The organism is Longispora urticae, from assembly GCF_053902585.1.
The window spans coordinates 32,724-56,493 of record NZ_JAQZSH010000011.1; the positions used below are offsets into that span (position 1 = coordinate 32,724).

25 protein-coding genes and 4 tRNA genes are annotated in these 23,770 nt (G+C 70.9%); 17 read left to right on the forward strand and 12 right to left on the reverse strand.

Features of this window, described 5'->3' with window-relative positions:
• The first annotated feature begins 122 nt into the window (after window positions 1–122).
• The 3 genes from PT931_RS05110 to PT931_RS05120 all read left to right on the forward strand — a co-directional run bounded on the left by PT931_RS05110 (window position 123) and on the right by PT931_RS05120 (window position 3,498).
• Window positions 123–332, forward strand: a complete 210-nt coding sequence (locus PT931_RS05110; RefSeq protein ID WP_197006137.1) for a BldC family transcriptional regulator — start codon at window positions 123–125, stop codon at window positions 330–332.
• Window positions 333–440: 108 nt separating this feature from the next.
• On the forward strand, window positions 441–1,709 hold the full coding sequence (locus PT931_RS05115) for a peptidase MA family metallohydrolase (RefSeq protein ID WP_456244529.1): 1,269 nt from the start codon (window positions 441–443) through the stop codon (window positions 1,707–1,709).
• 31 nt (window positions 1,710–1,740) lie between these two features.
• Window positions 1,741–3,498 carry a hypothetical protein gene (locus PT931_RS05120; RefSeq protein ID WP_456244530.1) on the forward strand — a complete coding sequence of 586 codons (1,758 nt, stop codon included), beginning with the start codon at window positions 1,741–1,743 and terminating at the stop codon, window positions 3,496–3,498.
• A 99-nt stretch (window positions 3,499–3,597) separates the two neighbouring features.
• Here PT931_RS05120 and PT931_RS05125 read toward each other — a convergent pair whose 3' ends face one another.
• Complete coding sequence (locus PT931_RS05125) at window positions 3,598–4,203, reverse strand: acyl-CoA-like ligand-binding transcription factor (RefSeq protein ID WP_456244531.1); 606 nt, start codon at window positions 4,201–4,203, stop codon at window positions 3,598–3,600.
• A gap of 8 nt (window positions 4,204–4,211) precedes the next feature.
• Entirely contained in the window at window positions 4,212–4,874 is a 663-nt protein-coding gene (locus PT931_RS05130; protein ID WP_456244532.1) for a TetR/AcrR family transcriptional regulator, read from the reverse strand.
• Between the two features lie 114 nt (window positions 4,875–4,988).
• On the opposite strand from PT931_RS05130, the gene PT931_RS05135 reads away from it, so the two are divergent.
• The 7 genes from PT931_RS05135 to PT931_RS05165 all read left to right on the forward strand — a co-directional run bounded on the left by PT931_RS05135 (window position 4,989) and on the right by PT931_RS05165 (window position 10,395).
• Window positions 4,989–5,843, forward strand: coding sequence for an alpha/beta fold hydrolase (locus PT931_RS05135; RefSeq protein WP_456244533.1), 855 nt, complete (start codon window positions 4,989–4,991; stop codon window positions 5,841–5,843).
• Between the two features lie 238 nt (window positions 5,844–6,081).
• On the forward strand, window positions 6,082–6,603 hold the full coding sequence (locus tag PT931_RS05140; RefSeq protein ID WP_456244534.1) for a hypothetical protein: 522 nt from the start codon (window positions 6,082–6,084) through the stop codon (window positions 6,601–6,603).
• The gene (locus PT931_RS05145) at window positions 6,600–7,931 is read left to right on the forward strand and encodes a PrsW family intramembrane metalloprotease (protein WP_456244535.1); all 1,332 of its coding nucleotides are present in this window, start codon (window positions 6,600–6,602) and stop codon (window positions 7,929–7,931) included. Before PT931_RS05140 ends, PT931_RS05145 begins: the two co-directional genes overlap by 4 nt.
• A gap of 65 nt (window positions 7,932–7,996) precedes the next feature.
• On the forward strand, window positions 7,997–8,845 hold the full coding sequence (locus PT931_RS05150; protein WP_456244536.1) for a 3-hydroxyacyl-CoA dehydrogenase family protein: 849 nt from the start codon (window positions 7,997–7,999) through the stop codon (window positions 8,843–8,845).
• Window positions 8,830–9,564: an enoyl-CoA hydratase/isomerase family protein gene (locus tag PT931_RS05155; protein WP_456244537.1), complete on the forward strand. Its 735-nt coding sequence runs from the start codon at window positions 8,830–8,832 to the stop codon at window positions 9,562–9,564. Before PT931_RS05150 ends, PT931_RS05155 begins: the two co-directional genes overlap by 16 nt.
• Window positions 9,561–9,965, forward strand: coding sequence for a hotdog fold thioesterase (locus tag PT931_RS05160; protein WP_363729261.1), 405 nt, complete (start codon window positions 9,561–9,563; stop codon window positions 9,963–9,965). Before PT931_RS05155 ends, PT931_RS05160 begins: the two co-directional genes overlap by 4 nt.
• A gap of 28 nt (window positions 9,966–9,993) precedes the next feature.
• Complete coding sequence (locus tag PT931_RS05165) at window positions 9,994–10,395, forward strand: hypothetical protein (RefSeq protein WP_456244538.1); 402 nt, start codon at window positions 9,994–9,996, stop codon at window positions 10,393–10,395.
• A gap of 268 nt (window positions 10,396–10,663) precedes the next feature.
• Here PT931_RS05165 and PT931_RS05170 read toward each other — a convergent pair whose 3' ends face one another.
• From PT931_RS05170 to crtI, 8 genes are all read right to left on the reverse strand, one after another.
• Window positions 10,664–11,515: an EamA family transporter gene (locus tag PT931_RS05170; protein ID WP_456244539.1), complete on the reverse strand. Its 852-nt coding sequence runs from the start codon at window positions 11,513–11,515 to the stop codon at window positions 10,664–10,666.
• A 171-nt stretch (window positions 11,516–11,686) separates the two neighbouring features.
• Window positions 11,687–11,872 (reverse strand): hypothetical protein, encoded by a 186-nt coding sequence (locus PT931_RS05175; protein ID WP_456244540.1) that lies wholly within the window; start codon window positions 11,870–11,872, stop codon window positions 11,687–11,689.
• 86 nt (window positions 11,873–11,958) lie between these two features.
• Window positions 11,959–12,156: a hypothetical protein gene (locus PT931_RS05180; protein ID WP_456244541.1), complete on the reverse strand. Its 198-nt coding sequence runs from the start codon at window positions 12,154–12,156 to the stop codon at window positions 11,959–11,961.
• Window positions 12,157–12,300: 144 nt separating this feature from the next.
• Window positions 12,301–12,374: transfer RNA gene (locus tag PT931_RS05185), tRNA-Phe, on the reverse strand.
• A 30-nt stretch (window positions 12,375–12,404) separates the two neighbouring features.
• A tRNA-Asp gene (locus tag PT931_RS05190) sits at window positions 12,405–12,478 on the reverse strand.
• A gap of 25 nt (window positions 12,479–12,503) precedes the next feature.
• Window positions 12,504–12,576: transfer RNA gene (locus PT931_RS05195), tRNA-Glu, on the reverse strand.
• 106 nt (window positions 12,577–12,682) lie between these two features.
• A complete protein-coding gene (locus tag PT931_RS05200) occupies window positions 12,683–13,426 on the reverse strand; it encodes a polysaccharide deacetylase family protein (protein WP_456244542.1) in 744 nt (247 codons plus the stop codon).
• 2 nt (window positions 13,427–13,428) lie between these two features.
• A complete protein-coding gene (crtI, locus tag PT931_RS05205) occupies window positions 13,429–14,895 on the reverse strand; it encodes a phytoene desaturase family protein (protein WP_456244543.1) in 1,467 nt (488 codons plus the stop codon).
• A 29-nt stretch (window positions 14,896–14,924) separates the two neighbouring features.
• On the opposite strand from crtI, the gene PT931_RS05210 reads away from it, so the two are divergent.
• Together PT931_RS05210 and PT931_RS05215 are read left to right on the forward strand one after the other, a co-directional pair.
• Window positions 14,925–15,800: a phytoene/squalene synthase family protein gene (locus PT931_RS05210; RefSeq protein WP_456244544.1), complete on the forward strand. Its 876-nt coding sequence runs from the start codon at window positions 14,925–14,927 to the stop codon at window positions 15,798–15,800.
• A gap of 217 nt (window positions 15,801–16,017) precedes the next feature.
• Window positions 16,018–16,329, forward strand: coding sequence for a DUF6232 family protein (locus PT931_RS05215; protein WP_363729288.1), 312 nt, complete (start codon window positions 16,018–16,020; stop codon window positions 16,327–16,329).
• Window positions 16,330–16,481: 152 nt separating this feature from the next.
• Here PT931_RS05215 and PT931_RS05220 read toward each other — a convergent pair whose 3' ends face one another.
• Window positions 16,482–17,453, reverse strand: a complete 972-nt coding sequence (locus tag PT931_RS05220; RefSeq protein WP_456244545.1) for a hypothetical protein — start codon at window positions 17,451–17,453, stop codon at window positions 16,482–16,484.
• A gap of 99 nt (window positions 17,454–17,552) precedes the next feature.
• Between PT931_RS05220 and PT931_RS05225 the strand changes: the two genes are divergently transcribed.
• Window positions 17,553–18,176, forward strand: coding sequence for a TetR/AcrR family transcriptional regulator (locus PT931_RS05225; RefSeq protein ID WP_456244546.1), 624 nt, complete (start codon window positions 17,553–17,555; stop codon window positions 18,174–18,176).
• A gap of 105 nt (window positions 18,177–18,281) precedes the next feature.
• Here the strand turns inward: PT931_RS05225 and PT931_RS05230 are convergent, their stop codons facing one another.
• Complete coding sequence (locus PT931_RS05230) at window positions 18,282–18,890, reverse strand: TetR/AcrR family transcriptional regulator (protein ID WP_456244547.1); 609 nt, start codon at window positions 18,888–18,890, stop codon at window positions 18,282–18,284.
• 254 nt (window positions 18,891–19,144) lie between these two features.
• Between PT931_RS05230 and PT931_RS05235 the strand changes: the two genes are divergently transcribed.
• The 4 genes from PT931_RS05235 (at window position 19,145) to PT931_RS05250 (ending at window position 23,532) form a co-directional block, all read left to right on the forward strand.
• Window positions 19,145–21,256, forward strand: a complete 2,112-nt coding sequence (locus tag PT931_RS05235) for a choice-of-anchor D domain-containing protein (protein ID WP_456244548.1) — start codon at window positions 19,145–19,147, stop codon at window positions 21,254–21,256.
• 210 nt (window positions 21,257–21,466) lie between these two features.
• Window positions 21,467–21,541, forward strand: a tRNA-Lys gene (locus PT931_RS05240).
• Window positions 21,542–21,736: 195 nt separating this feature from the next.
• Window positions 21,737–23,068 carry a tyrosine-type recombinase/integrase gene (locus PT931_RS05245; RefSeq protein ID WP_456244549.1) on the forward strand — a complete coding sequence of 444 codons (1,332 nt, stop codon included), beginning with the start codon at window positions 21,737–21,739 and terminating at the stop codon, window positions 23,066–23,068.
• A gap of 218 nt (window positions 23,069–23,286) precedes the next feature.
• Window positions 23,287–23,532, forward strand: coding sequence for a hypothetical protein (locus tag PT931_RS05250; RefSeq protein ID WP_456244550.1), 246 nt, complete (start codon window positions 23,287–23,289; stop codon window positions 23,530–23,532).
• The last annotated feature ends 238 nt before the right edge of the window (window positions 23,533–23,770 follow it).

Genomic DNA, 23,770 nt, shown 5'->3' on the forward strand with positions numbered 1-23,770 from the left:
GTCCGGCTACATGGCTTCAACCGTTCGGGCCATGTCCGACATCGCGGACAGGCCGGACGATGGAACGGCGTTGGTCGGCGGGACCCCGGCCACGTTTGAGAGCACTTGTGGAGGAGTGACCGATGGCATCTCGTACTCACGAGCCCGAGCCGCTGCTCACCCCGGCTGAGGTTGCGTCGATGTTCCGCGTCGACCCGAAGACCGTCACCCGGTGGGCAAAGGCTGGCAAGCTGAGCGCAATTCGCACGCTCGGCGGGCACCGCCGTTACCGTGAGTCAGAGGTTCGCGCTCTGCTGCAGGGGCAGATCCCGCAGCAGCGTACGGGCGAGTAGCGCAGTTGCTCCAGGACCCCTGATAACCCTGGAGCCGCTGGTGAGGGGCGTGGCCGTGAACTACGGCGCGCCCCTCCGGCATGTCCGCCCTCACCCACTGGGATGCCCGTGCGCCGTACCCGTGTCGTCGTCGCTCTTGTTCTCGCCCTCGTTCTGGGCGCGGGCGGGGCGGTGCTCGGCGCGCGTGCCGCACCCGGCACCGGCTTCCTGCCGGCGACGGATCCCGCGACCCGGGACGCCGCGTTCACGGCGCTCCTGGATCGCAGGGCGAAGGCGGTGCGCGACCACGACCTCGACGGCTACCTCGCCGACGTCGCGGCCCGGCCCGCACTCGTCGCGGCGGAGACCCGCACCTTCCGGAATCTGACCGCGCTGCCGCTGACGGTGTTCACCTACACCCTGGCGAAGGCCCGGTACGAGCCGAAGGGGCAGCTCGCGGCGGCGTACCAGGGCAGGGTCGTCCTGCCCGGCGTCACGGTCCGGCACCGGATCGCCGGCGTCGACACGGCGGACGTCGCCACCCCCTACGTGCCGATCCTGGCGTGGACGGGCGGGCGGTGGGCGCTGGCCGGCGAGGCGACCGGGGCGGACGTCGACACACCGCTGCCGTTCGGGACGGGCGCCCAGCCCTGGCAGGGCGAGGCGATCGCGGTGCGCGGCACGGCCCGCGGCGTCCTGGTGCACTCCCCGCAGGACGAGGGGCAGGCCGACACGTGGGCCGGACGGATCGAGTCCGCTCTCGACACGGTGCTGAAATTCCGACCGAACGGCTGGTCGGGACGGGTGTTCGTTGTCGCTGTGCGGGACAGAAAGATCATCGACGGGTACCTGGGGGCCGAGGCCGCCAGGGTCGGTGCCGTCGCCGCCGCCCAGTTTGACCGGGTTCCGGAGTGGACCCCGGGCGAGAGCGCGGGGTACGCAGGCACCGTCATCCTCGTCAACCCGGATGAACTCGACCACCCGGACGACCAGCTCATGACCACCATCACGCACGAGTTCACCCACGCGGCCATGAACCCGGTCACCGCCGACGCGACCCCGCGCTGGCTGGTGGAGGGGACAGCGGTGTACGTCGAGTTCGGCGATGATGTGCTGGGCGCGACGTACGCGAAGCAGCACCTCTCCACAGCGGACCTGTCCCGCCTGCCCGCTGATGACACCTTCTACGAGACCGTCGAGAACTACGACCTGTCCCTGTTGGCCTGCAAGCTGATCGCGACGAGGTACGGCGAACGCGGCCTCCTCGCACTGTACGAATGGTTCGCGAAGAACACCGGAACGGCCGACCAGGGCTTCAGGGAGGTGCTGGGAATCTCCCTGGCAGACTTCACGGCCCAGTGGCACAACGTGGTCCAGGACACCGTCGCGGCAGGCTGACCTGCCACCCCTCACACCGATAGGCCCCAGCATGAGTGACTCCCCCGCGCCCGGTCTCGGACCGGTCAACGGCCCCTACCGGGCCGGGCAGGGCCAGGACGTGCCCACCGCACCGCAGGACCAGGGATGGCAGCGGCCGCAGGAGGGGCAGGACCAGGCCGCCTGGCAGGTACAGCCCGAGCAGCAGCCCGGGCAGCCCGGCGTGCAGCCGGCGCCCGTGTGGCAGCCGCAGCCCGGCGGGCAGCCCCTGTCCGGGTCGCCGAACCACCCGGTCTGGCAGGCCCAGCCCGGAGCGGGGCCCGGTTGGCAGCCCCAGCCAGGAGCAGGGTCCGGTTGGCAGCCCCAGCCGGGGATCCCGGCCGCGCCCGGCGACCCGGCTCAGCCCGGCTCGCAGGCACCGTTCGGCTGGCAGCCGCAGCCCGGTTGGCAGCCGACTCCGCCGAGGCCGAGCCGCGCGCCGCTGGTGCTGACGGTCATCGGCCTGGTCCTCGCGCTGCTGTTCGCCGGGTCCGGCGTCGCGGCTGCGGGCGTCAAGGTCGCCACGGACCGGAGGAACGCCCCCGCCGGCAGCCTGTACCTGTCCGGGGTCGTCAAGGCGGAACGGGACAAGGCCGTCACCGAACTGCTCGCCCGCCGCGCGAAGGCCGTCAAGGACAAGAACAAGGACGCGTTCCTCGCCGACATCGACAAGTCCCAGCCGGGGCTGCTCGAGGCGCAGACGAAGCAGTACGAGAACCTGGTCAAGATGCCGTTCTCGTCCTTCAGCTACTCGATGGAGACAGCCAGGTACTACCTGTCGGCGAAGCCGGAGCTCACGGCGAAGTACCGCAAGATCGTGTACCTGCCGGCGGTGTCCACGAAGTTCAAGATCGAGGGCGTGGACTCGGTCGAGACGGCCACCCCGTACGTGCCGATCTTCGGGCGGGTCGGCGAGCAGTGGATGCTCGTCGGCGAGGCCAAGCCGGGCGACCTGGACATGGCCATGCCGCCGGGCTTCGGCACCCAGCCCTGGCAGCAGGACCCGATCTCGGTGCGGGTCACCGCCAACGCCGTGCTCATCTACTCCCCGGCCGACGAGGACCGGGCCGGCGGCTGGTCGAACCTGATCGAGGACTCGATCCGCGAGGTGAAGAAGTTCCGCCCGGACGGCTGGCCCGGCAAGGTCTACGCGATCGCGGTGCGGGACAAGAAGCTCTACGACGAGTACTGGGGCAAGGGCAAGGGCGACAAGTTCTCCGCCTTCGCCACCACCCGGCAGGACCGGATCCCCGCGTGGAGCGCGAACCCCGGCACCCCGGCGGAGGACTCCGGTCCGCTGGTCATGATGAACCCCGGGTCGCTGGAGAAGGGCGACGGCCGGATCGAGGCGATCATGGTGCACGAGGTCACCCACGTGGCCATGCAGCCGGTCGACAAGGGCTTCACCCCGAGCTGGATCGTGGAGGGCACGGCCGAGTTCGTCGAGAGCGGCATGAAGACGAACATGCAGATCAGGCCGGAGTGGGCCAAGGAGCACCTGGTCGGCAAGAACCTCGACGAGCTGCCGTGGGCCCGCACGTTCTACGACGACGACGGGGAGAACTACACCCTCGCGTGGCTGGCCTGCATGATGATCGCGGACCGGTACGGCAAGGACAAGCTGCTCAAGCTCAACGTCGTGTTCGCCGACGTGAAGGACACCAGCTACGAGACCCGGGACAAGGCCATGCGGGACACGCTCGGGGTGTCGCTGGCCGAGTTCACCGGGCTGTGGCGCACCGAGGTGAAACGCTCCATCAACGGGGGCTGAGGCTGACGCCGGGCGGGTCGGTGTGGCCCGGGCCCGCCGGGTGGTCGGCGTGGTTCGAGCCCGCCGGGGGTCCGGCGTGGTTCAGGCCCGCCGGGCGGGTCAGCGTGGTTCGAGGCCCGAGATCAGGGTCTCGAAGCTCTCCCGGCACAGGTCGTCCAGCGTCTGGCCCGCCGCGCCCCGCCCGGCGTGCCAGACGCTGAGTGCCGCCTGGACCGAACCCATGGCCGCCACGGCCACCAGCTGCGGGTACAGGTCGTTGACGTCCTGCCCGCCGTGCCGGGCCGCGTACTCGGCCACCACGTCCGTCAGCTCCGCGAACACGGCGTAGTAGGAGCCCAGCAGGGCCGGCTGGCGGGCCATCAGGTCCAGGCGCGCCCCGATCTGGCGCTGCCGCTCCTCGTCGTTGAGCCTGAGGGCCTCCAGGGCGTGCCGGACCGCCTCGATCGCCGGTTCGTCGGCCGGGCGGGCCTCGAAGCCGGCCCGGAGCCGCCCCGCGATGTCGTGCGCGACGTCGCCGAAGAGGACGTGCTGCTTGGACGAGAAGTACCGGAAGAAGGTCCGCACGGCCACGTCGGCCGCCTCGGCGATGTCCTCGACCGTGGTCTGCTCGTAGCCGCGCTCGGCGAACAGCCGCAGTGCCGCGTTCTCCAGGGCGACCCTGGTCTCCCGTTTCCTGCGCTCCCGGCGTCCCGGTTCGGTCGGCATGGGGGGCTCTAGGCCTGGACCGGGGTCGCCGGGTTCCGTGTCCGGCCCGGGGCGGGCGGCGTCTGGCCGGCGTCGGGCGGAGTCTCGCCCGGGTCCCGCGGTGGGGCCGTCAGCGCGGTCACGGCCTCGTGCAGTGTGGCCCGGATCTGTTCGGCGTCGTCGAGGTAGCCGCCGACGAGGGCGCCGTCGCGGAGCAGCATCAGCGCGCCGGCCGTGGCCTCCGGGGCCGGGTGGCCCGCGCTCTCCAGCCGGGTGGCCAGGGCGTCGCGGAACCAGGTCCGGTGCGCGTCGATGGCGGCGCGGACCGGGTGCTCCGGATCCGGGTACTCGGCGGCGGCGTTGATGAACGGGCAGCCCCGGAACTGCGGCCCACACGTCATGGCACCCAGGCCGGCGAAGATCGCGTCGAGCGCCGCGTCGGGGGCCAGCGCGCCCGTGCCGTCCACAGCGGACCGGATCGCGAGGTCCTCGCCCCGCACGTACGCCAGAACCAGGTCGTCCTTGGTGGGGAAGTGCCGGTAGAACGTGGCCTTGGTGACCGAGGCCTCGGAGGTCAGGCGGTCGACCCCGACGGCGTGGATGCCCTCGGCGTAGAAGAGCCGGGCTGCGGTGGCCACGAGCCGGTCGCGTGGCTGCGCCGGCTGTTCGGCGGCCGGGTTCGCTGTGTCCACGGCCACACGTTAACAGCCCGTTCATGCACCGTGTTGACGCTGGGCGCCCCCGGAGCTATCTTGATCAACCAGAGAGACAGAACGTTCTGTCTCTCACGAGAATGGAGTGGCCCGATGACGGACACCAACGTCGTGAACCTCTCCCGCCGGCGGGTCCTGGTCGGGTCCGGCCTGGCCGCCACGGCCCTGACCCTGGGAGCGACCATGAACCCCACCGAAGCCTCCGCCGAGACCGCCGCCACCGGGGGCCACCGCCCCAAGCCGACCGTCGTGCTCGTGCACGGCGCGTTCGCCGACGCCAGCGGCTGGAAGGGCGTGATCGGCGAGCTGACCCGTGCCGGACACGACGTCATCGCCCCCGCCAACCCGCTGCGGAGCCTGGCCGGCGACGCGGCGTACATCGCCAGCGTGGTCAACGCCGTCCCCGGCCCGGTCATCCTCGTCGGGCACTCCTACGGCGGCGCGGTCATCACCAACGCCGCCCGCAGCACGCCCAACGTGAAGGCCCTCGTCTACGTCGCCGCCTTCGGGCTCGCCAAGGACGAGAGCCTGGCCGGGATCAGCGGGAGCTACCCGGAGACGCCGCTGGCCAAGGCCGTCCGGCCGCAGCCGTACGTGGGGGCCGACGGGAGCGCCGGGACGGACCTGTACATCGACCGGGCGTCGTTCAAGAGCGTGTTCGCCCAGGACGTCCCCGCCAAGGACAACGCGATCTACGCGGCCACCCAGCGCCCGCTGTCGGCCGCCGCGTTCACCGAGGCGTCCGGCGAGCCCGCGTGGAAGACGGTGCCCAGCTTCTACCAGGTGTCCCGCAACGACCGCTGCATCCACCCGGACGCGCAGCGCTTCTTCGCCCAGCGGATGGGCGCCAGGAAGACCATCGAACTGGACAGCTCGCACGCCTCGCTCGTCTCGCACCCCGACGAGATCGCCGACCTGATCCGCCTCGCGGCCCGGACCACGGCCTGACCGTCACCTCCGACGGGGCGCGGGCGCGATCGTCACGCCCACGGGGGCTGCCTGACCGTCACTCTCCGGCAGGGGCCGGCCCCGGCGGGAACGCCGCTGGGGCCGGAGCGGCTCCCTTCCGTACCCCGAAAGGAGGTTTGGGGTCTCGAAGGTGGATTGTGTCGGGCCCCCAAACTGGGCGACCGGCCCTGTAGGCTCACCCTCAGCGATTACGCCGCTACCGGTGGGGGAGGCCGATATGCGTGCGAACCTGCTGGGGACGCTTGCGGTTCTCGCCGTGCTCGCGTCCCTCGCCTTCGGACTACCCGCCATCAACCGGGCACTGCCCGCCGACCGGCCGCTACCCGCCGGGCAGGAACTCGCCATCGGCCAGGGGGTCGCCATCACCCCGCCCGTCGGCGCCCGGGTCGACGTGACCCGGACCCTGCCCAACCGGGGCGTGCTCGCCCTCGTCCTGCACGGGCTCGACTTCCGCGCCGAGGTCAAGGCCACCACCAGCGACCTCGACGAACTCGCCAACCGGCTCCGGACCCGGGTGCAGAACCAGCGCGGAGTCCAGGTCACCGGCGACCTGCGCGAGGTGCGCACCGACGCGGGGGTGCGCGGCCTGCGCGGCACCTTCTCCTCCACCGGCAGGGACGGCATCTACGCCGCCTACGTCGCCAACGGGGTCGGCGTGCAGATCACCGTCAGCGGCACGGCCCTCGCCGAACAGGTCGACGCCGTGGAACAGAGCCTCGCCGGGCTGAGGTTCGGGTGACCGCCGCCGTCCGGCCCATGCAGAGCGGGCAACGACGCCTCACCTGGCACAGCCCGGCGCTCTGGGTGACCGTGGCCGTCATCGGGTACGGGGCCTGGCAGATCGGCCGGTTCGGCTACCCCAACTTCGTCAACTACCCGCGCGCCGCCGCCCTGGCCGTGGTGCTCTTCGGGCTGTACGCCATCCCGTACACCCTGCTGGTCACCGGCCTCGACTACCTCGAACCCGAACCCGTCTCCCTGATCGGCACCGCCCTGGCCTGGGGCGGTCTGGTCGCCACCGCCGTCGGGGTCAGCGGCGGGCAGGCGTTGCAGGGCATCCTGGCCAAGGTCATCTCGCCCGCGTTCTCCGACCAGTGGTCCCCGGCCATCGTCGGCCCCACCATCGAGGAACCCGCGAAGCTACTCGGCGTGCTCATGATCGTGCTGCTCGCCAAGGGCCAGCTCAACAGCGTCGTCGACGGCGTCGTGTACGGCGCGTTCGTCGGCCTCGGCTTCCAGCTCGTCGAGAACTTCATGTACGCCATGTACGCCGTCGCCATCTCCGGCAACGGGGACACCGTGTCCCCCGTGATCGCGACGTTCCTGGTCCGGGGCTTCCTGTCCGGCCTGTGGAGCCACACCATGTTCACCGCCCTCGCCGGCGCGGGCGTCGGCTACGCGCTCGTCGCAGTCCGCCGGCCCTGGTGGCGCCGGCTCGGCATCGCAGCCCTCGCCTTCCTCGGCGCGTGGGGCCTGCACTTCATCTGGAACTCGCCGCTGCTGATCAACGGCTTCGGCGGCGGCCTCGGCGGCATCGCGGCCATCCTGCTCATCAAGGGACTGCCCGGGCTGCTGCTCGTCCTGCTCCTGGTCGGCGCGGCCAAACGCAGCGAGGCCAGGTACTACTCCGAGACCCTCACCAAGCTCGACGACCCCGGGCTCGCCACCACCGGCGAGATCGACACGCTGTGCCACGCGCGGAAGCGGCACGCGGCCCGGCGGCACGCGAAGGCGCGGGCCGGGCTCAAGGCGGGGCTGCTGGTGCGGCGGTTGCAGATGTCCCAGGCCAAGCTGGCGGTGGCGATCAGCCGGGCGCAGGGAAACCCGGCCGGGACCGTTTACGACGTCGCCGGGCGGTTCCGGGACCCCGTGGCGGTGGTGGAGCGCCGCGAGCAGGAGGTGCGGATGCTGCGGGGGAGGCTGCTCGGGCTCGGGATCTCCGACGCGGCGGCGCCCACCGAGGTGCGGCACCGGGTGCACTGGAACGGGTTGTTGTTCCGGGTGGCGTTGGTGGTGGCGGGGGCGATTCTGTTGGCTGTGGTGATCCGGAGGCTGGGCGGGGGCTGAGCCGGACGGGGCGCCGTGGCGGGGCTCATGGCGCGACCCGGTGCCGGGCGGGCAGAATCGGCCCCATGCTGGAACGCTTCGTGGTGATCGGGGCCGGGACGATGGGCGCGGGAATCGCGTACGTCGCCGCCGGGGCCGGGTACGTCGTCTCACTGGTCGAACCCGACCCCGACCGGGGGCCCGCCGCGGTCGCCGGACTGCGGGACCTGTGGGCCAAGGCGGTGGCCCGGGGCAAACTGTCCCAGTCCGCGGCCGACGGCGCCGCCGAACGGTTGCACCTGGTCCGGTCCCTGGACGAGGTCGCCGCCAACCCGGACGTGATCGTCGAGGCCGTCCCCGAGCGCCTGGAGCTCAAGCGGTCCGTGCTGGCCGCCGCCGCCGCGCTCGAGCCCGGACTGCTCGGCACCAACACGTCCTCCATCGCGATCTCCACGCTCGCCGAGGGCCTGCCCGACCCGGCCGTACTGTGCGGCCTGCACTTCTTCAACCCGGTGTTCGCGATGCCGCTGCTGGAGATCGTGATCGCCGACGAGACGTCCGACGACGCCCGGTCCCGCGCGCTGATCGTGGCCGAGCGGCTCGGCAAGGACCCGGTCGTCGTCCGCGACATGCCCGGCTTCGCCACCTCCCGGCTCGGGGTCACGCTCGGGCTGGAGGCGATCCGGATGCTGGAGGACGGCGTGGCCAGCGCCGCCGACATCGACAAGGCCATGAAGCTCGGCTACAAGCACCCGATGGGGCCGCTGGAGCTGACCGACGTCGTCGGGCTCGACGTCCGCCTCGACATCGCGCGCACGTTGCAGGCCGCGTACGGCGACCGGTTCGCGCCGCCGCAGCTGCTCATCGACATGGTCGCGGCCGGCAAGCTCGGCAAGAAGACCGGCGAGGGGTTCCACACGTGGCCAGCCTCCTGATCGACGAGCGCGAGGACCGGCTGGTCGTCACGCTCGACCGCCCCGAGAAGCGCAACGCCATCGACGCCGAACTCGTCGAGGAACTGCACGCGGTCTGTACCCGGCTGGAGCGCGACCCCAAGCTGCTCCTCCTCACCGGCGGCGCGGACGGCATCTTCGCGGGCGGCGCGGACATCGCCCAGCTCCGCGAGCGCACCAAGCTCGACGCGCTCGCCGCCATCAACCAGGGCCTGTTCGCGCGGATCCTCAAGTTGCCGCTGCCGACGATCGCCGCCGTGGACGGGCCGGCGCTCGGCGGGGGCGCGGAACTCGCGTACGCGTGCGACCTGCGGATCTGCACCGACCGGGCGTTCTTCGGCCAGCCCGAGGCCCGGCTCGGCATCCTGGCCGGCGCCGGCGCGACCTACCGGCTGCCGAGGCTGATCGGCGAGGGGCTCGCCAAGGAGCTGCTGTTCACGGGCCGGCGGATGCCCGCCGAGGAGGCACTGCGCGCGGGCCTCGTGTCCCGGGTGGTCACGCCCGACGAGCTGCTCGCCACCGCGCACGGCATCCTCGACGACATCGCCAAGGCCTCGCCCCTCGCGCTGCGGCTCACCAAACTCGCGGTCGACGCCCCCGAGGGCGCGCACCCGCACATCGAACTCGCCAGCCAGGCCGTGCTGTTCGAGGACGCCGAGAAGTACGCCCGGATGACTGCCTTTCTGGAGAAGAAGAAATGACCGAGTCGTTCGAGATCAGCCCCGGCGGGGACCTCGCCAAGAAGATGGGCATCGAGATCACCGAGGCCAGCCCCGAGCGGGTCGTGGCCACGATGCCGGTCGAGGGCAACACCCAGCCCTACGGGGTACTGCACGGCGGAGCCTCCGCCGTGCTCGCCGAGACCGTCGGCTCGATCGGCTCCGCGCTGTACGCCGGCCAGACCGGGGGCATCGCCCTGGGTACCGAGCTGAGCTGCACCCACCACCGGTCCGCCCGCACCGGACTGGTCACCGGCGTCGCCACGCCGATCCACCTCGGGCGCACCCTGGCCACGTACGAGATCGTCATCTCCGACAGCGGCGGCCGGCGGCTGTGCACCGCGCGACTCACCTGTGCGATTCGACCCAATCCGGCCCTCTGACTTGACCGGTCGCAGTAACCTGCGGCTGATGACATCGATCCCGGCCAGCGCGTCTGACGAGATCGGCGATCACGTGCACGCGGTCCTCGCGGCGGGGGTGGTCGGCGATCTCGACGGTGCCATGCGCTCGGTCGACGAGATCGTCGCGGAGCACGGCGCCTGGGCGGTGTATGACCTGGCCGGGGCCATCGTGACCGAGATGCTGGGTGACTTCCAGCCGCCCGGGGAGGCCGAGTTCTGGACCCTGGATTTTCCCGGGATCGAGAGCGCGAGTTACGACCTGCGGTGGGTGGCGCGGTTCATCAGCGCCTATGCCAACGGGGAAGAGGACACGGCTCGGGCGTTGTACCGGGCCGCTGTGCAGGACGGGGAGATCCGGGCCTGTCTGGGGGCGCTGGTGACCTCGGCTATCGCTACCTTGCGGAAGTAGCGGGGGGAGCCGGGGCGCGGAGCGTCCCGGCGGGCGAGCTGTGCGGTGGGCGGGGCTGCGGGATGGCCCGCTGGGTGTGACCGTTCCGGTGGGATGGGCTCCGGGTTGCCCCGCTGGGCGTCACCGTCAGGCTTGTTGAGAACTCCGGGGCCGGGCGCCGGGCTCCGGCCGTCGAGCTGGCGGGGCTGCGCCGGAGGTGCTGGGCTCCAGCCTTCAGGTGCCGGGCCGGGTCCCCACTCGTAACCCTCTGATGTTTGAGGTTTCTGGGTCAGGCCGAGGCGAGGGCTACGACGCCGCCCAGGACGACGGCCGCGCCCAGGAGGCGGCGCACCGGGTCGGGCTCGCGCAGCAGGAGCCAGCCGAAGACGCTGCCGACGACGATCGAGAGCTCGCGGGCCGGGGCGACCAGGCTCACCGGGGCCATCCGGTAGGCGAACAGCACGAGGATGTAGGCGAGCGGCGACAGGGCCCCGACGATCAGGACCTCTTTCCGGTACCGCCGCCACACGTCCTTCACCTTGCCCGGGTTCCGCGCGGCGTACGGGCTGAGGAACAGCAGCCGGAACACGTTGCTGCCCCACTCGTAGAACAGCGGCGCGACCGCCAACGGCCCCACGGCGTGCGCGTCGAACAGCGTGTAGCCGGCGATGAACACGCCCACCAGCAGCCCGTACGCGAACCCGGTGCGCCGCTTCGCCCGGTCCCCGGTACCGGGCCCGCTGCTCAGGATCAGGATGCCGCCCACCACCGCGACCGCCCCGCCCAGCGCCAGCCACCCCGGCCGCTCGTGCAGCACGAGCACCGCGACGCCGACGGAGAGCAGCGGACCGGTACCCCGGGCCAGCGGGTACACCACGGACAGGTCGCCGACCCGGTAACCGCGCTGGAGCAGCAGAAAGTACCCCAGGTGCAGCACCGCGCTGCAGAAGATCACCCCGACGGCGGCCAGCGTGAAACTGGGCCGGACGAAGAAGAGCGCCGGGGCGTACAGGAGTGCCGAGACGACCGTCGACAGCCAGAGGAGCGCGGGGCCACCGTCACCGGCACGTTTTGCGGCGAGGTTCCAGCCCGCGTGGCAGAAGGCGGCGGCAACGACGAGGGCGATCGCGGCGGGCGGCACCGCCCGAGCCTACTGGGTGTCGATCATGCTCGTGGCCTGTGTCGTGAGCACCTGGACCGGTCGGGTTGCCGAGCGGCTGGGAAAGTCGGCCCACTCGGCAGGCTCGGCCCACTCGGCCCACTGGGCCGGTTCGGCTCGTTCGGCTCGTTCGGCCAGCTTGGCCGGCTCGGGTCAGTCGAAGATGTTGGTCCAGTGCACGAACGCCCCGAGGAGCGGCTGTATCCCGGCGAACGCGGCCAGCACCCCCAGCACGATCTGAGTCGTCTGCACCAGGGGCCGCTTGGCGGAGAGCCCTCGAACACAGAGCAGCACCCCGACCGCGACGAGTGGCACACCCCACAAGAGCCCAAATTCCATGATCCACATAGTACTGCGGGGCGCCCGCACCGGGCCGCAGCCGCTGAGCCGTCTGGCCGCTCTCCCCGGTAGCTCCTGTGGAGGCGTCAGTGGTTCTCCGGCTTCTGCTCGACCGGACCGGACGGGTTGTGCCAGGTCACCTTCGACCGCTCGCGGCGGTCATGCTGGGGATGCTTCGGGTTCAACCGGTCCACGGCCAGAGCGATGACGAGCACGATCCCGACCAGGAAACCGAGCGCCATCAACAGTGGGCACATGAACATGAGGAACTCCGGCTCCGGCATCCGGCGATCATGTCAGCATCCGGCACCACCCGAAAGCCAAGAACATGCCCTCGCCGCCGGCCCGGGTCGCCTGGAGGGGGAAAGCAAAACGCCGACCTGCGTTGCCGCGGTCGGCGTAGAGCTTTAGCCCGGCGAAGAGCTAAGTGGCCAGGGGCGGGGTCGAACCGCCGACCTTCCGATTTTCAGTCGGACGCTCGTACCAACTGAGCTACCTGGCCGTGCGCTGCAAAGCTTAACGCTATAACTTGCGGTCCTGACGGGACTTGAACCCGCGACCTCCGCCTTGACAGGGCGGCGAGCACTCCAACTGCTCCACAGGACCTTGCTGGTATTACTGATCTTACCTGTGCCCCCAACGGGATTCGAACCCGTGCTACCGCCTTGAAAGGGCGACGTCCTGGGCCGCTAGACGATGGGGGCGGCTCGAAAATCATCGCACATGGTGCGTGACTCTCGCGTTTGCCTTCCATCTAGGCCCTCGCTGGAGGCTTCGAAAGCATACGTGATGCCCCGCGGAACCTCCAACTCAGGGCATGGCTGCCAGGGGCATCTGGTTCTTGAGCTGCGGAAACAGGCGTCGGCAGGCGTTCAGGGTGCCGGAGCGGTTACCCCCGGCGTCGTGCATCAGGACTATGGAACCGGGGTGGGCCTGGGCGGTGACTGTGGCGTAGATCGCATCGGCTCCGGGCTGGGTCCAGTCCTTGGTGTCGACGGACCAGTGCAGGGAGCGCATGCCGAGGGTCCGGGCGACGTCGATCAGGGTGGGGCTCCAGGCGCCGCCGGGTTGGCGGTAGTAGCGGATCTGGGCTCCGGGGGCGGCGCGGCGGATCGCGTCGTTGGTTCTGGACAGGTTGGCGCGGATGGCGTCCGGGGACCAGGAGCCGAGGCCGAGTTCGTGGTGCCAGCTGTGGTTGCACAGGGTGTGGCCGTCGCGGACGATCGCCTGGACGAGGCCCGGGTTCTCCTGGACCTCGGTGCCGACGACGCAGAAGGTGGCTTTGATGCCGTACTGCTTGAGCAGGGCCAGGATCTGCGGCGTGTAGGTCGGGTCGGGGCCGTCGTCGAAGGTCAGCGCGGCGGCCGGGCCCCCGGTGGTCTTGATCGTCTCGTACGGGTTGAGTGGCGAGGGGGAGGGCGCGGGCGGCGGCGTCGTCTTGACCGGGGGCGGCGGTGGCGGCGGTTTCGGGTCGCGCCAGGCAGCGGAGGTCCGGTCGCAGGCGACGAGGAGGGGCAGGAACAGGAGCGCGGCGAGTACCCGGCGCAACAGCATGATCAGCCCGTGATCCTTTCCGCCGCCAACCGCCCGGAGATCAACACCATCGGGACGCCCACTCCTGGCTGGGTACCGGCACCGACGAACACGACATTCGCTAGCCCAGATGCCAGGTTAGCTGGCCTAAACGGTCCAGTCTGCCCAAAGGTATGCGCAAGCGAAAATGGGGTACCAGCTTCGCAACCCTCACGTGCCCAGTCGGTCGGGGTCACCACGTGCGAAACCTCGATCTCGGCGCCGAAGTCCAGATATCCCCGGGCCTCCAGGGTCGCCACCAGCTCGGCGGCGTACCGGCGGCCGGCCAGTCCGTCCCACGCCGGGCCGACCCGCAGGTTGGGGACCGGGGCGAGGACGTAGTACGACTGGCGGCCGGTGGGGGCCAGGGTCGGGTCCGTGCGGCTCGGGTTGCTGACCAGGAGGGACGGGTCGCTCATCACCTCCCCGCGCTTGATGATCTGGTCGAACGTCTCGTCCCAGGCCCTGCCGAAGTGCAGGTTGTGGTGCGCGATGCCGGAGTAGCTGGCCCGGGAGCCGACGTGCAGGACCACGCAGGAGGGCGAGTAGCGGAGCTGGCGGGTGGCCCGGCGGCCCAGGAGCTGGTAGGACGAGGCCAGGTCCGGGTTGAGGACCACGACGTCGGCCGGGATCCGGGTGCCGTCCGAGGTGATGACGGCGCGGGCCCGGTCGCCGGCGAGTTCGACCTTGCTGACGGTCTGGCCGTAGACGAACTGGACGCCGTGCTTCTCGGCCGCGCCGGCGAGCGCGCGGGGGAGGGCGTGGATGCCGCCGCGGGGGAAGTACACGCCGGAGACGCAGTCGAGGTAGGAGATCACGCTGTAGATGGCCAGGGCGTCGGCGGGGGCCAGGCCGGCGTACAGGGACTGGAAGGAGAACAGGCGGCGCATCCTGGGGTCGCGCAGGTAGTCGCCGACGACCGGGCCGAGCTTGCGGAAGCCGCCCATGCCGATCAGCTTCAGCAGCTGGAGGGACACCAGGTCGCGGGGGCCGTCGAGGTTGCGGTCGATGAAGTGCCGCAGCTCCAGCTCGTACATCCGCTGGGTGTGTTCCGCGAAGCGCAGGTAGCCGTCGGCCTCCCGCGGCCCGCACACCCGGGAGACCTCGGCGGCCATGGTCGCGGTGTCCGTGTGCACGTCCAGGGTCGAGCCGTCGGGGAAGTGGCCCCGGTAGGCGGGGCCGAGCGGGATCAGGTCCAGCCAGTCCTCCAGCTTCTCGCCGACCGCGCCGAGGGTCTCGGCGATCAGTTCGGGGGCGGTCAGCACGGTGGGGCCGGTGTCGAACTCGTAGCCACCCAGGCTCAGCCGGCCGGCCTTGCCGCCCGGGATCTCGGACTTCTCGATGACGGTGACCTGTCGCCCCGCGCCGGCGAGGCGCAGCGCACACGCCAGGCCCCCCAGCCCGGCACCGACAACGACGACATGCTCGGCTGGTCCGGTTACTCTGCGCACACGAATACCGTAGGTCCCCGGGGGTGACGATGGGCATCAGGCTGGCCGAGGCGTATGAACGCTGCCGGTTGCTGCACCGTCACCACGGTCGCAGCTACTACCTGGCGACCCGGCTGCTCCCGGCGTGGAAACGGCGGCACGTGCACGCGCTGTACGGGTTCACCCGGTTCGCGGACGAGCTCGTGGACGCGCCCGGGGTCTCCGGGCGTGCTGAGCGCCTGGAAGCGTGGGGGGAGCGGCTCGCGGCGGGGCTGCGTGGGGAGCCGATCGACGATCCACTGCTGCCGGCTGTGATCCACACCATCCGGGTTTTCGACCTGCCGCCGGAGGACTTCGCGGTCTTCCTCAAGAGCATGGCCATGGATCTGACGATCGTCGATTATCAGACATTTGACAGTTTGTTGGACTACATGGCCGGGTCGGCGGCGGCCATCGGGACCCTGATGCTGCCGCTGCTCGGCTCGGTGGACGACGCCGCCGCCCGCGAGCCGGCCCGGCAGTTGGGCATCGCGTTCCAGCTGACCAACTTCATCCGGGACGTCGCGGAGGACCTCGACCGGGACCGGCTGTACCTGCCGCTGGAGGATCTCGAGCGGTTCGGGGTCAGCCGGGACGACCTGCGTGCGGCGGCTGCCTCCGGCGAGATCACCCCGAAGATCCAGAGCCTCGTCGGGTACGAAGTGGAGCGCGCCCGGGATCACTACAGACTCGCCGAACCGGGTATCGACCTGCTCCAGCCCAGTTCGCGCGCCTGCATCCGCAGCGCCCAGCGGTTGTACGCGGGGATCCTCGACGAGATCGTGCGCGCGGACTTCAACGTGTTCGCCGGGCGGGCCCGGGTGCCGACGCTGCGGAAGTGGAGCCTGGCGGGGCGGGTGCTGCTCTCGGAGGCCTTGAGCCGTTGACCGGCGGTGGCCGTGAGCCGGGTCCCCGCGGCCCGGGTCGGTGTCGCGCGGCGGCGGCCCGGCCCCGCGTCCCCGCCTGACGGTTGCGCGCGCCCACGCCATAGTCGGCCACCGATGTCGGTGACACGACGGTTGGCGGGGCTTACATGGTCACGGAGTGTGCCAAGTACCGGACCGTCCTCTGTTCGTCGCGGGCTCGGCGACGCACACTTGTCGCTTGAGTATCTATCGCTTGGAGGGCCGGGCGATGACCATCTACTACGAGCGCGACGGTGTCCGCATCACGGAACGTTGCGTCGAAGTCGCAGGTGCCTGCTACCCCTTCGCCGAACTCGGCCGGATCGAGGTGGCGCCACCGACCGGGCTGGCGGCCGTCTTCCGGGTGGGCCGGCGCTGGGAGTTGTGGGCCGAGTACCGGGGCACGTGGGTGCTCCTCTTCACCACGGGCAGTGAACGGATCTTCGGACAGGTGGGGCGGGCGGTGACCCGGGCGCGGGAGGCGGGCCAGCCGGCCGCACGCCACCGCTGAGCCAACCGACAGCGGGCTCCGGCACCTGACGTCCTCAGGTCGCCGGAGCTGTCACTGCGCGCCCCGGTCGCCCGGCTTGACCGCGCCCCTCCCGAGGGTGCGCGGTCACCCCGTCGCGCGTGCGGAACCTGTCCACTCCCGATCGTCCACTCCTAGCCGGCCGGCGCCGCCGCCACCAGCTCCCGCCCAACGGCCTCCGATTCCCGCCGGGGCGACCGAGCCGCCACCAGCAACGCCACCCCGACCACAGCCCACCCGGCCAGCACCAACGCCGGCCCCACCGACCCGGCCCCGTCGAAGAACGACGTCGACCGCAGCAGGCTCGCCCCGGCTCCCGGCGGCAGTGCCTGCCCGATCGCTCCCCACGGCGTCGGCAGCAGCTCCGGCGCGGAAGCCAGCCCGGACAACGGGTTGCCGACCACGAACACGACGAGCGCGCCCACCCCGATGCCCCGGGTACCGAGCACGGAGCCGAGTCCGGTGATCGTGGCGGCCACGGCGAGGGACAGCAGGCCGAGCGCGGCGGCGTTCGCGGGGTACGAGCCGGACAGCGTGCCGGACCAGTACTGGCCCACGGCGGCGCTGAGCAGGCCGGCCCCGGCCGCGTACCCGACGACGCCGAGCAGCCGGCCGCCGCGCGACGGGACGAGCAGGATCAGCAGCGCGCTGACCGCGATCCCGGTGATCAGCAGCGGGAGGAAGCCGGACACGAACCCGGCGCCGCGCGGGTCGTCGGCCGTGGCGGGCACCACGTCCACGACGGGCGCGGGCGCCGGACCGAGCGTGGCGGCCAGCTGGGTGAACAGCTGCGCGACGGCGGGGCTGGCCGCCGTCGCGACGTGCACGCTGGGGCCGGCGGGGCCGAGGACCACGGCCGCGTACGCCTCGCGGTTGCGGATCCGGGCGTCGGCCGCTGCCCCGTCGGCCACGGTGGTGACCTCGAACGCGCCGGGTCGGGCGGCGCGGATCCGGTCGGCGAGCGCGCCGGCGGCCGGGGCCGGGCCGGCGACGACCACGGGCACGTCGTGCGGGGCGGCGGTCGCGGCCGGCCAGGCGAAGAACGCGACGAGCAGCGCCTGGGCGACCACGACCAGGGCGGCGATCCCGAGGGCCTTCCGCAGCATGGGGTACTCCTTAAAACGAACGCTCGTTCTCTGAAACCCCAGCCTCTCCCCGGGTACTCCCATTTGTCAAGAATGAACGTTCGTTTTATCGTCAGGGACATGCCCCGAGTCTCCGAAGCGCACCTCGAAGCCCGCCGTGGCCAGATCCTGGCCGCCGCCCGGGTCTGCTTCGCGCGGAACGGCTTCCACAGCACCACCATGCAGGACGTGGTGCGCGAGGCGGGGCTGTCCGTCGGCGCCGTCTACCGCTACTTCCCGAGCAAGAACGACCTGATCAGGGCCATCGCCGAGGGCGCGATCGGCAACATCACCGGCCGGCTCGACGCCGTCGTGGTCGAGCGGCCGCTACCGCCGCTCGGCACGCTGTACCGGACGATTCTCGACCTTGTCGACCGCGAGGCCGGGCCCGACGGCGCGCTCCGGATGGCCGTGCAGGTCTGGGGCGAGGCCCTGCGCGATCCGGACCTGGCCGAACACGTCGCCCAGGTCTACCGGAAGGTCCGCGAACGGTTCGTCGCCCTCGCCGCCCGGGCCCAGGCCGACGGGCTGATCGGGAGCGGGGCCGACGCGGCACAGGTCGGCGCGGTGCTGTTCGGCATGGTGCACGGCTACCTGCTCCAGCGGATCCTGATCGGCGACGTCGACCGCGACTCCTACGCGGCGGGCATCGCGGCCCTGGTCGACCGGACCGCCCTGACGCCGGGAGCCGACCCGTCGCCCTGACGCCCGGCCGCCCGGCCGCTCGTCGCCGCACGTGCCCGTGCGCCGGGCCGGATCTGGCCGGGCCGGGCCTGGCTGAGCGGCCTACCTCCCGGCCCGGGCGCGGGCTCAGCCGGCCAGGAACGTCGCCCGGAACAGCACCCTGAAATGCGCGGCGATCTGCCGCCCCGTCCACCCGCCGGTGCCGAGGAGTACCTCGAAGACGTCGTTGGAGATCAACGCCAGCATCATGTCCGTCGCGGTGTCCACGGTCCACGGGGCCGCGAGCAGCCCCTCCGTCGCCAGCCGCCCGACGACCACCCGACACGTGTTGTGCCGCATCCGCACCGCCGCCTCCCAGTGCGGCCGGGCGTCGGGATCGCTGTCCGCCACCCGCTCCACCTGCCGGGCCACGTCCAGCACCCGGGGCACGAACCGGCCCAGGTGCGCCGCCCACTCGTCCAGCGCGCTCGCCCCGTCCGACGCGTCGAGTACCGGCAGGATCGAGCCCTCCAGGTCCTCGACCTCGTTGACATGCTCGAACAGGGCGTCCACCAGCTCGGCCCGCCCCGCGAAGTTCAACCGGACCGCCCGGACGGACACCCCACCGCGTTCCGCCACGGCCGCCACCGTCAACGCGGCGACCCCCTCGCTCTCGACGAGGTCCCGGATCACCTCGCACAGGGCGTCCCGGATGTCGGGGCGCGCGGCGAGTTCGGACACATCGATGCCATTCATGGGTACCCCTCCCGTGGTGGTCTGCGCTGGAGCCTAGGGCCGATCGCGCCCGACGGGGCCACGCGTTCGCGGGGTTGCGGGGGTCAACCGTACGGTCAGAACTTCGTACGGTTTGAAGTTTTTTGTTATGGCGACAGTATTTCCCGGCCGTGAACGCCAGTGAGACGTTCGCCAATATGACTTGTGGTGATCGATGTGGGACAGCTACGTTAGCCCGCGCCTTGCGCGTTTACATCTTCTTACGGGGGAGACACTTGCGCCTACTTCGCAGTGCCATCATCGCTGCCGTCGCCCTGACCGTCACGGCGTTCATCCCGCCGAGCCTCGCCTCAGCGGCGGCACCGACGGCACCCTACGACGCGTTCACCGTCGAGCGGTGGGGCACCAACTACGTCTTCGACAAGAGCAACTCGTCGATCTCGATCTCGCCGAACCTCGAGTTCTTCAACTTCTCGGGCAGCAACGCCGAGCACAACTACTCGCTGGGCACCAGGCCGCCGGAGGGCAAGCTCTGGGAGGCCGGTAAGACCTACCCGGCCGAGCGGGCGGGGAACGACCCGGCCAAGGCGTGGCTGACCGTCAGCGGCGACGGCTTCGGCTGCAACGCGCAGGTCGGGACCATCGCGGTCAAGGAGGTCGGCCGCGACGCCGACGGCCACGTGAACAAGTTCGCCGCGAGCTACACGGCCAGCTGCGAGTCCACGGAGATCGTGTACCGGGGCGAGTTCCGCTGGCACTCCACCATCGGGTACGCGGCGGCCACGACGAGCCCCGGCAACGTCGGCTTCGGCGACCAGCAGATCAACGTCCCGGGCACGGAGACCACGGTCACCTACACCTCGGCCGGTTCCGAGCCGGCCGTCTTCGGCACCCCGGTGCTCGGCGGCACGGCCCCGGGCCAGTTCGCCATCACCGGCGGCACCTGCAAGGGCGCGACCGTCGCCTACGGCCAGACCTGCACCGTGAAGGTCCAGGCGAAGCCCACCGCGGCCGGCGCGCACTACGCGGAGCTGGTGCTCCCCGCCAACATGGCCGACGGCAAGAAGGTCACGACTCTCTCGCAGACCGGCGTGGACCCGTACGCGGGCAACAAGGGCACCTACACCACCCTGAACCCGGCCCGGATCCTCGACACCCGCTCCGGCAACGGCGCACCGGCGGCCAAGGTCGGCCGCGCCGGCATCCTGCACCTGCAGGTCGGCGGCCGCGGCGGCGTCCCGTCGCAGGGCGTCTCCGCCGTCACGCTGAACGTCACCGTCACCGACCCCAGCGCCGAGAGCTTCCTCACCCTGTTCCCGAAGGGTGTGGCCCGCCCGACGGCGTCGTCGCTCAACTTCCTGCCCGGCTGGACCGGGGCGAACTCGGTCACGGTGAAGGTCGGCCCCGACGGCGGCGTGGACATCTACAACCACGACGGCGCCACGCACGTGATCGTCGACGTGATGGGCTACTACGCCGAGAACGACCAGGCGTACTCGATGGGCGGCCTGTTCCACCCGATGACGCCGCGTCGCCTGATCGACACCCGTAACGGCGGCGGCGCGCTGCTGTCCGACTACTACCTGCGCTCCGCGCTGAACTTCGGCGCGGGCAACTCCCACATCCGGGCCTGGGCCGTCAACATCACCGCGACGGCACCCGTCGGCCAGGGCTTCCTGACCGCGTGGAACGGCGACATCTACTCGCTGCAGGAAACGTCGACGCTGAACTACCGGCAGGGCGAGACCGTGCCGAACATGGCCATCGTCCCGACGGCGGCCTGCTCGAACTGCAGCGGCGGCGCTGAGGGCTGGCCCTCGATCGGCGTGTACGCGCAGACGACCACGCACGTGATCGTCGACATCGTCGGCTTCTTCGACGACGGCTACTACTCGGGTGACGGCCTGCGGTTCGACCCCATCACCCCGACCCGGATCGTGGACACCCGCGACGGCCTCGGCGCGCCCGGCGCGCTCGGCCAGGCGACCACGACGAAGGTCACCGCCCCGGGCGCGGTCCTCAACACCGCCGGTGGCGCGACGTCCAGCCTCGCGCTGAACGTCACCGCCGTGTACCCGTCGATCCCGACCGTCGTGACCCTGTGGGGCAACGGCATCGACGGTCAGTCCAAGCCGGGCGTCAGCAACCTCAACCCGCAGCCGGGCAAGGTGACGCCCAACGCGGCGATCACCCAGATCGGCCCGTCCAACGCGTTCAACGTGTACAACCACGGCGGCAACGTGCACCTCGTCGTCGACGTCGTCGGACGGTTCTACTTCCACCCGGTCTCGGGCGGCTCGCTCCGGATGGCCCCGCCGGCCGCCGGCGCGCCGACCGCCGGTCCGTCAGCCGGTCAGAGCTACCAGTCCGCGCACACCGCGGCCTGACCGAACGAACGAACCGCGCCCCGGGGGAATCCCTCGGGGCGCGGCCTCGTTTCCGGGCCCGTTCGCGGGGGTCGCGCGGCGGGGTGGGAGCTGCGGACGGACTCATCTGACTCGCCCAGGGGGCGCCTGGGGGCGCCGGAGGTCGGGCGGCTCGGCGGAGTTCCGCCAAGGTCGAATCCGGTGGCGGGATCAGGTAGCCTGGGACGCTGAGGGCCGCTAGCTCAATGGCAGAGCAACGGACTTTTAATCCGTGGGTTCAGGGTTCGACCCCCTGGCGGCCCACCACGGCTGACCAGGAGAGATAGTCGTATGACTATCTCTCCTGGTCGTGTCTGAGTCTCGCCTGAGTCTGGGTGCGGCTCAGGCGTCGGAGCGAGTTCCTCGTGTTTCGGTTTGACCTTGGCCTGCTGTTGCGTGTGGATTAGCTCCGTGGTTCTGAGTCAGTCGTGGTCGGGCTCCTCTCGTTTAGGAGTTGCGGCAATGATTTCGAATAGGTTTTCAGAATTAGGCCAGTTTGAGCCGATACCGGGGAGCTCAGTCCGGGTTTACCGGCGGTGCGCCTGTACGAGTCCTTCGTCGGGTAGGCAGTTGGGGGCTCGCTGCCTGGGGTTGGCTGACGCGGCGCACGGTAGTTGGTACTTTTCCGTATGGGTGCTGGCTCCTGACGGGAGGGCCCGGGTGCGTCGTGGTGGATTTCCGACGGCGGCCGATGCCCGCCAGGCGGCTGCACCGTTGACCGGCGTGCGAGACCCGGAGCCGGCGGTGCGGAGCTGGACGGTGCGGGCCTGGTTGGAACGGTGGTTGGAGATCGTCGATGACGGCTTGCGGCCTACCACGTCGGCCTCGTACCGGAGGATCGTGCGCCGGTCGTTGATCCCGCAGTTGGGCAGCTTGAGGTTGTCGAAGCTGCGCACGCGTGACGTGCAGCGGGCGCTGGACCGGATCTCGCGTCGGGTGACTCCCACCGGTGGTCGGATCGCTGCGAGCACGGTGCACCGGATCAGGTCTGTGTTGCGGTCGAGTTTGAACGAGGCGTGGCGGCAGGGACTGGTCGGCAGGAATCCAGCCTGGCGGAGCAAGGTTCACAGCCCCGGTCGGCCGTCGGCGGTGTTGTGGACGGCCGAGCGTGAGCGACTGTGGCGCCAGACGGGTGTGCGGCCGTCGGTGGCTGTGTGGGACACGCCGCACGTGGTGGCGTTCCTGGAGTCGGTCGCGGACGATCCGCTGCACGCGATGTGGCGGTTGATCGTATTGCGGGGGCTTCGTCGTGGCGAGGTGTCTGGTCTTCGGTGGGGGGATCTGGACTTCGAGACGGGCAGGTTGTCGATCAGTCGGCAGATCCTGATCATCGACGGAGGACGCCATGTAGGTCCGCCGAAGTCGGCCGCGGGGGTGCGAACCATCGCCTTGGACGAGGTGACCGTGGCGGGTTTGTGGCGGGTCTGGCTGGACCAATTCGAACGTACGGGTGTCCGTCCTGACGAGGAAACCACGATGTTCCTTCGAGACGGTGGGCGGCCGGTGGGGCCGGACTGGTTGACCCGGCATCTGCAGGTTCTGATCCGCCGTGCGGGTCTGCCGCCGGTGCGGCTGCACGATCTGCGCCATGGAGCCGCCAGCCTCGCGGCGGCTGCCGGAGTGCCGCTCAAGGTGATCCAGGCCGATCTCGGGCACTCCAGCATCGTCACGACTGCCGACACCTACATCACGGTGCTGACTGAGTCGTTCATCGAGGCCGCCGCAGCCACCGCCGCGTACGTTCTGGCCAGCGCGCGGCGACGGATGCGCCTTGTAGCGGCCAGCCAGGCATGACCTTAGCCGGTGTGTGCAGGCAGGCGGTAGATCCTGGGCGGGATGAGTGTGCGGTGGGCGTTGACGAGCGCCGGTGCGATGCGGACGCGTTTGACCTGGCTATTGCCGGGGCCGTGGTGCTGGCGACGCCAGTGCCCGCGCCGGACGTGAGGGGCGACGGTCCGGCCTGTTCCGGCGGCGCTGGCAGAGCAGGTGGCGGTCTGCTTGACGTTGAGCACGTGAACGAGACCTGCCCCGGAGCGGCGGGCCGCGAGACGGTGCTGATGATCGTCACCCGCGCCGGCGTCACACCCCGGGGCTCGGGCGAACGGCCCAGGCTGTTCGACCACCTGCTGCCGGAGATGGCGGCCCGCTACCGGGCAGGAGAGTCCAAGTACGTCATCTCCCAGGCCCTGGGTATCGAACAGGGCACCGTCAACGGCCTGCTGTATCAGGCTGGACTCGCACCCATGCCACCTCAGTGACCCGATGGCACGGGTCGTGGGCGTGACCGACACGCTCACGACCCTGGCGATCGCACCTGCACCCGGTGACCCCAACGGCTTGCCGACCTCTTCCGAGGCCACTGGAAGATCGAGAACCAGCTCCTCTGGGTCCGCTGATGTCACCTACGACGAGAACGCCAGCCCTCCGCGCCGGTAGTGCTACCCGCGCGCTGGCGTACCTGCGAAAACTCGCGATCGGGGCCCCGCGCCTTGAGCT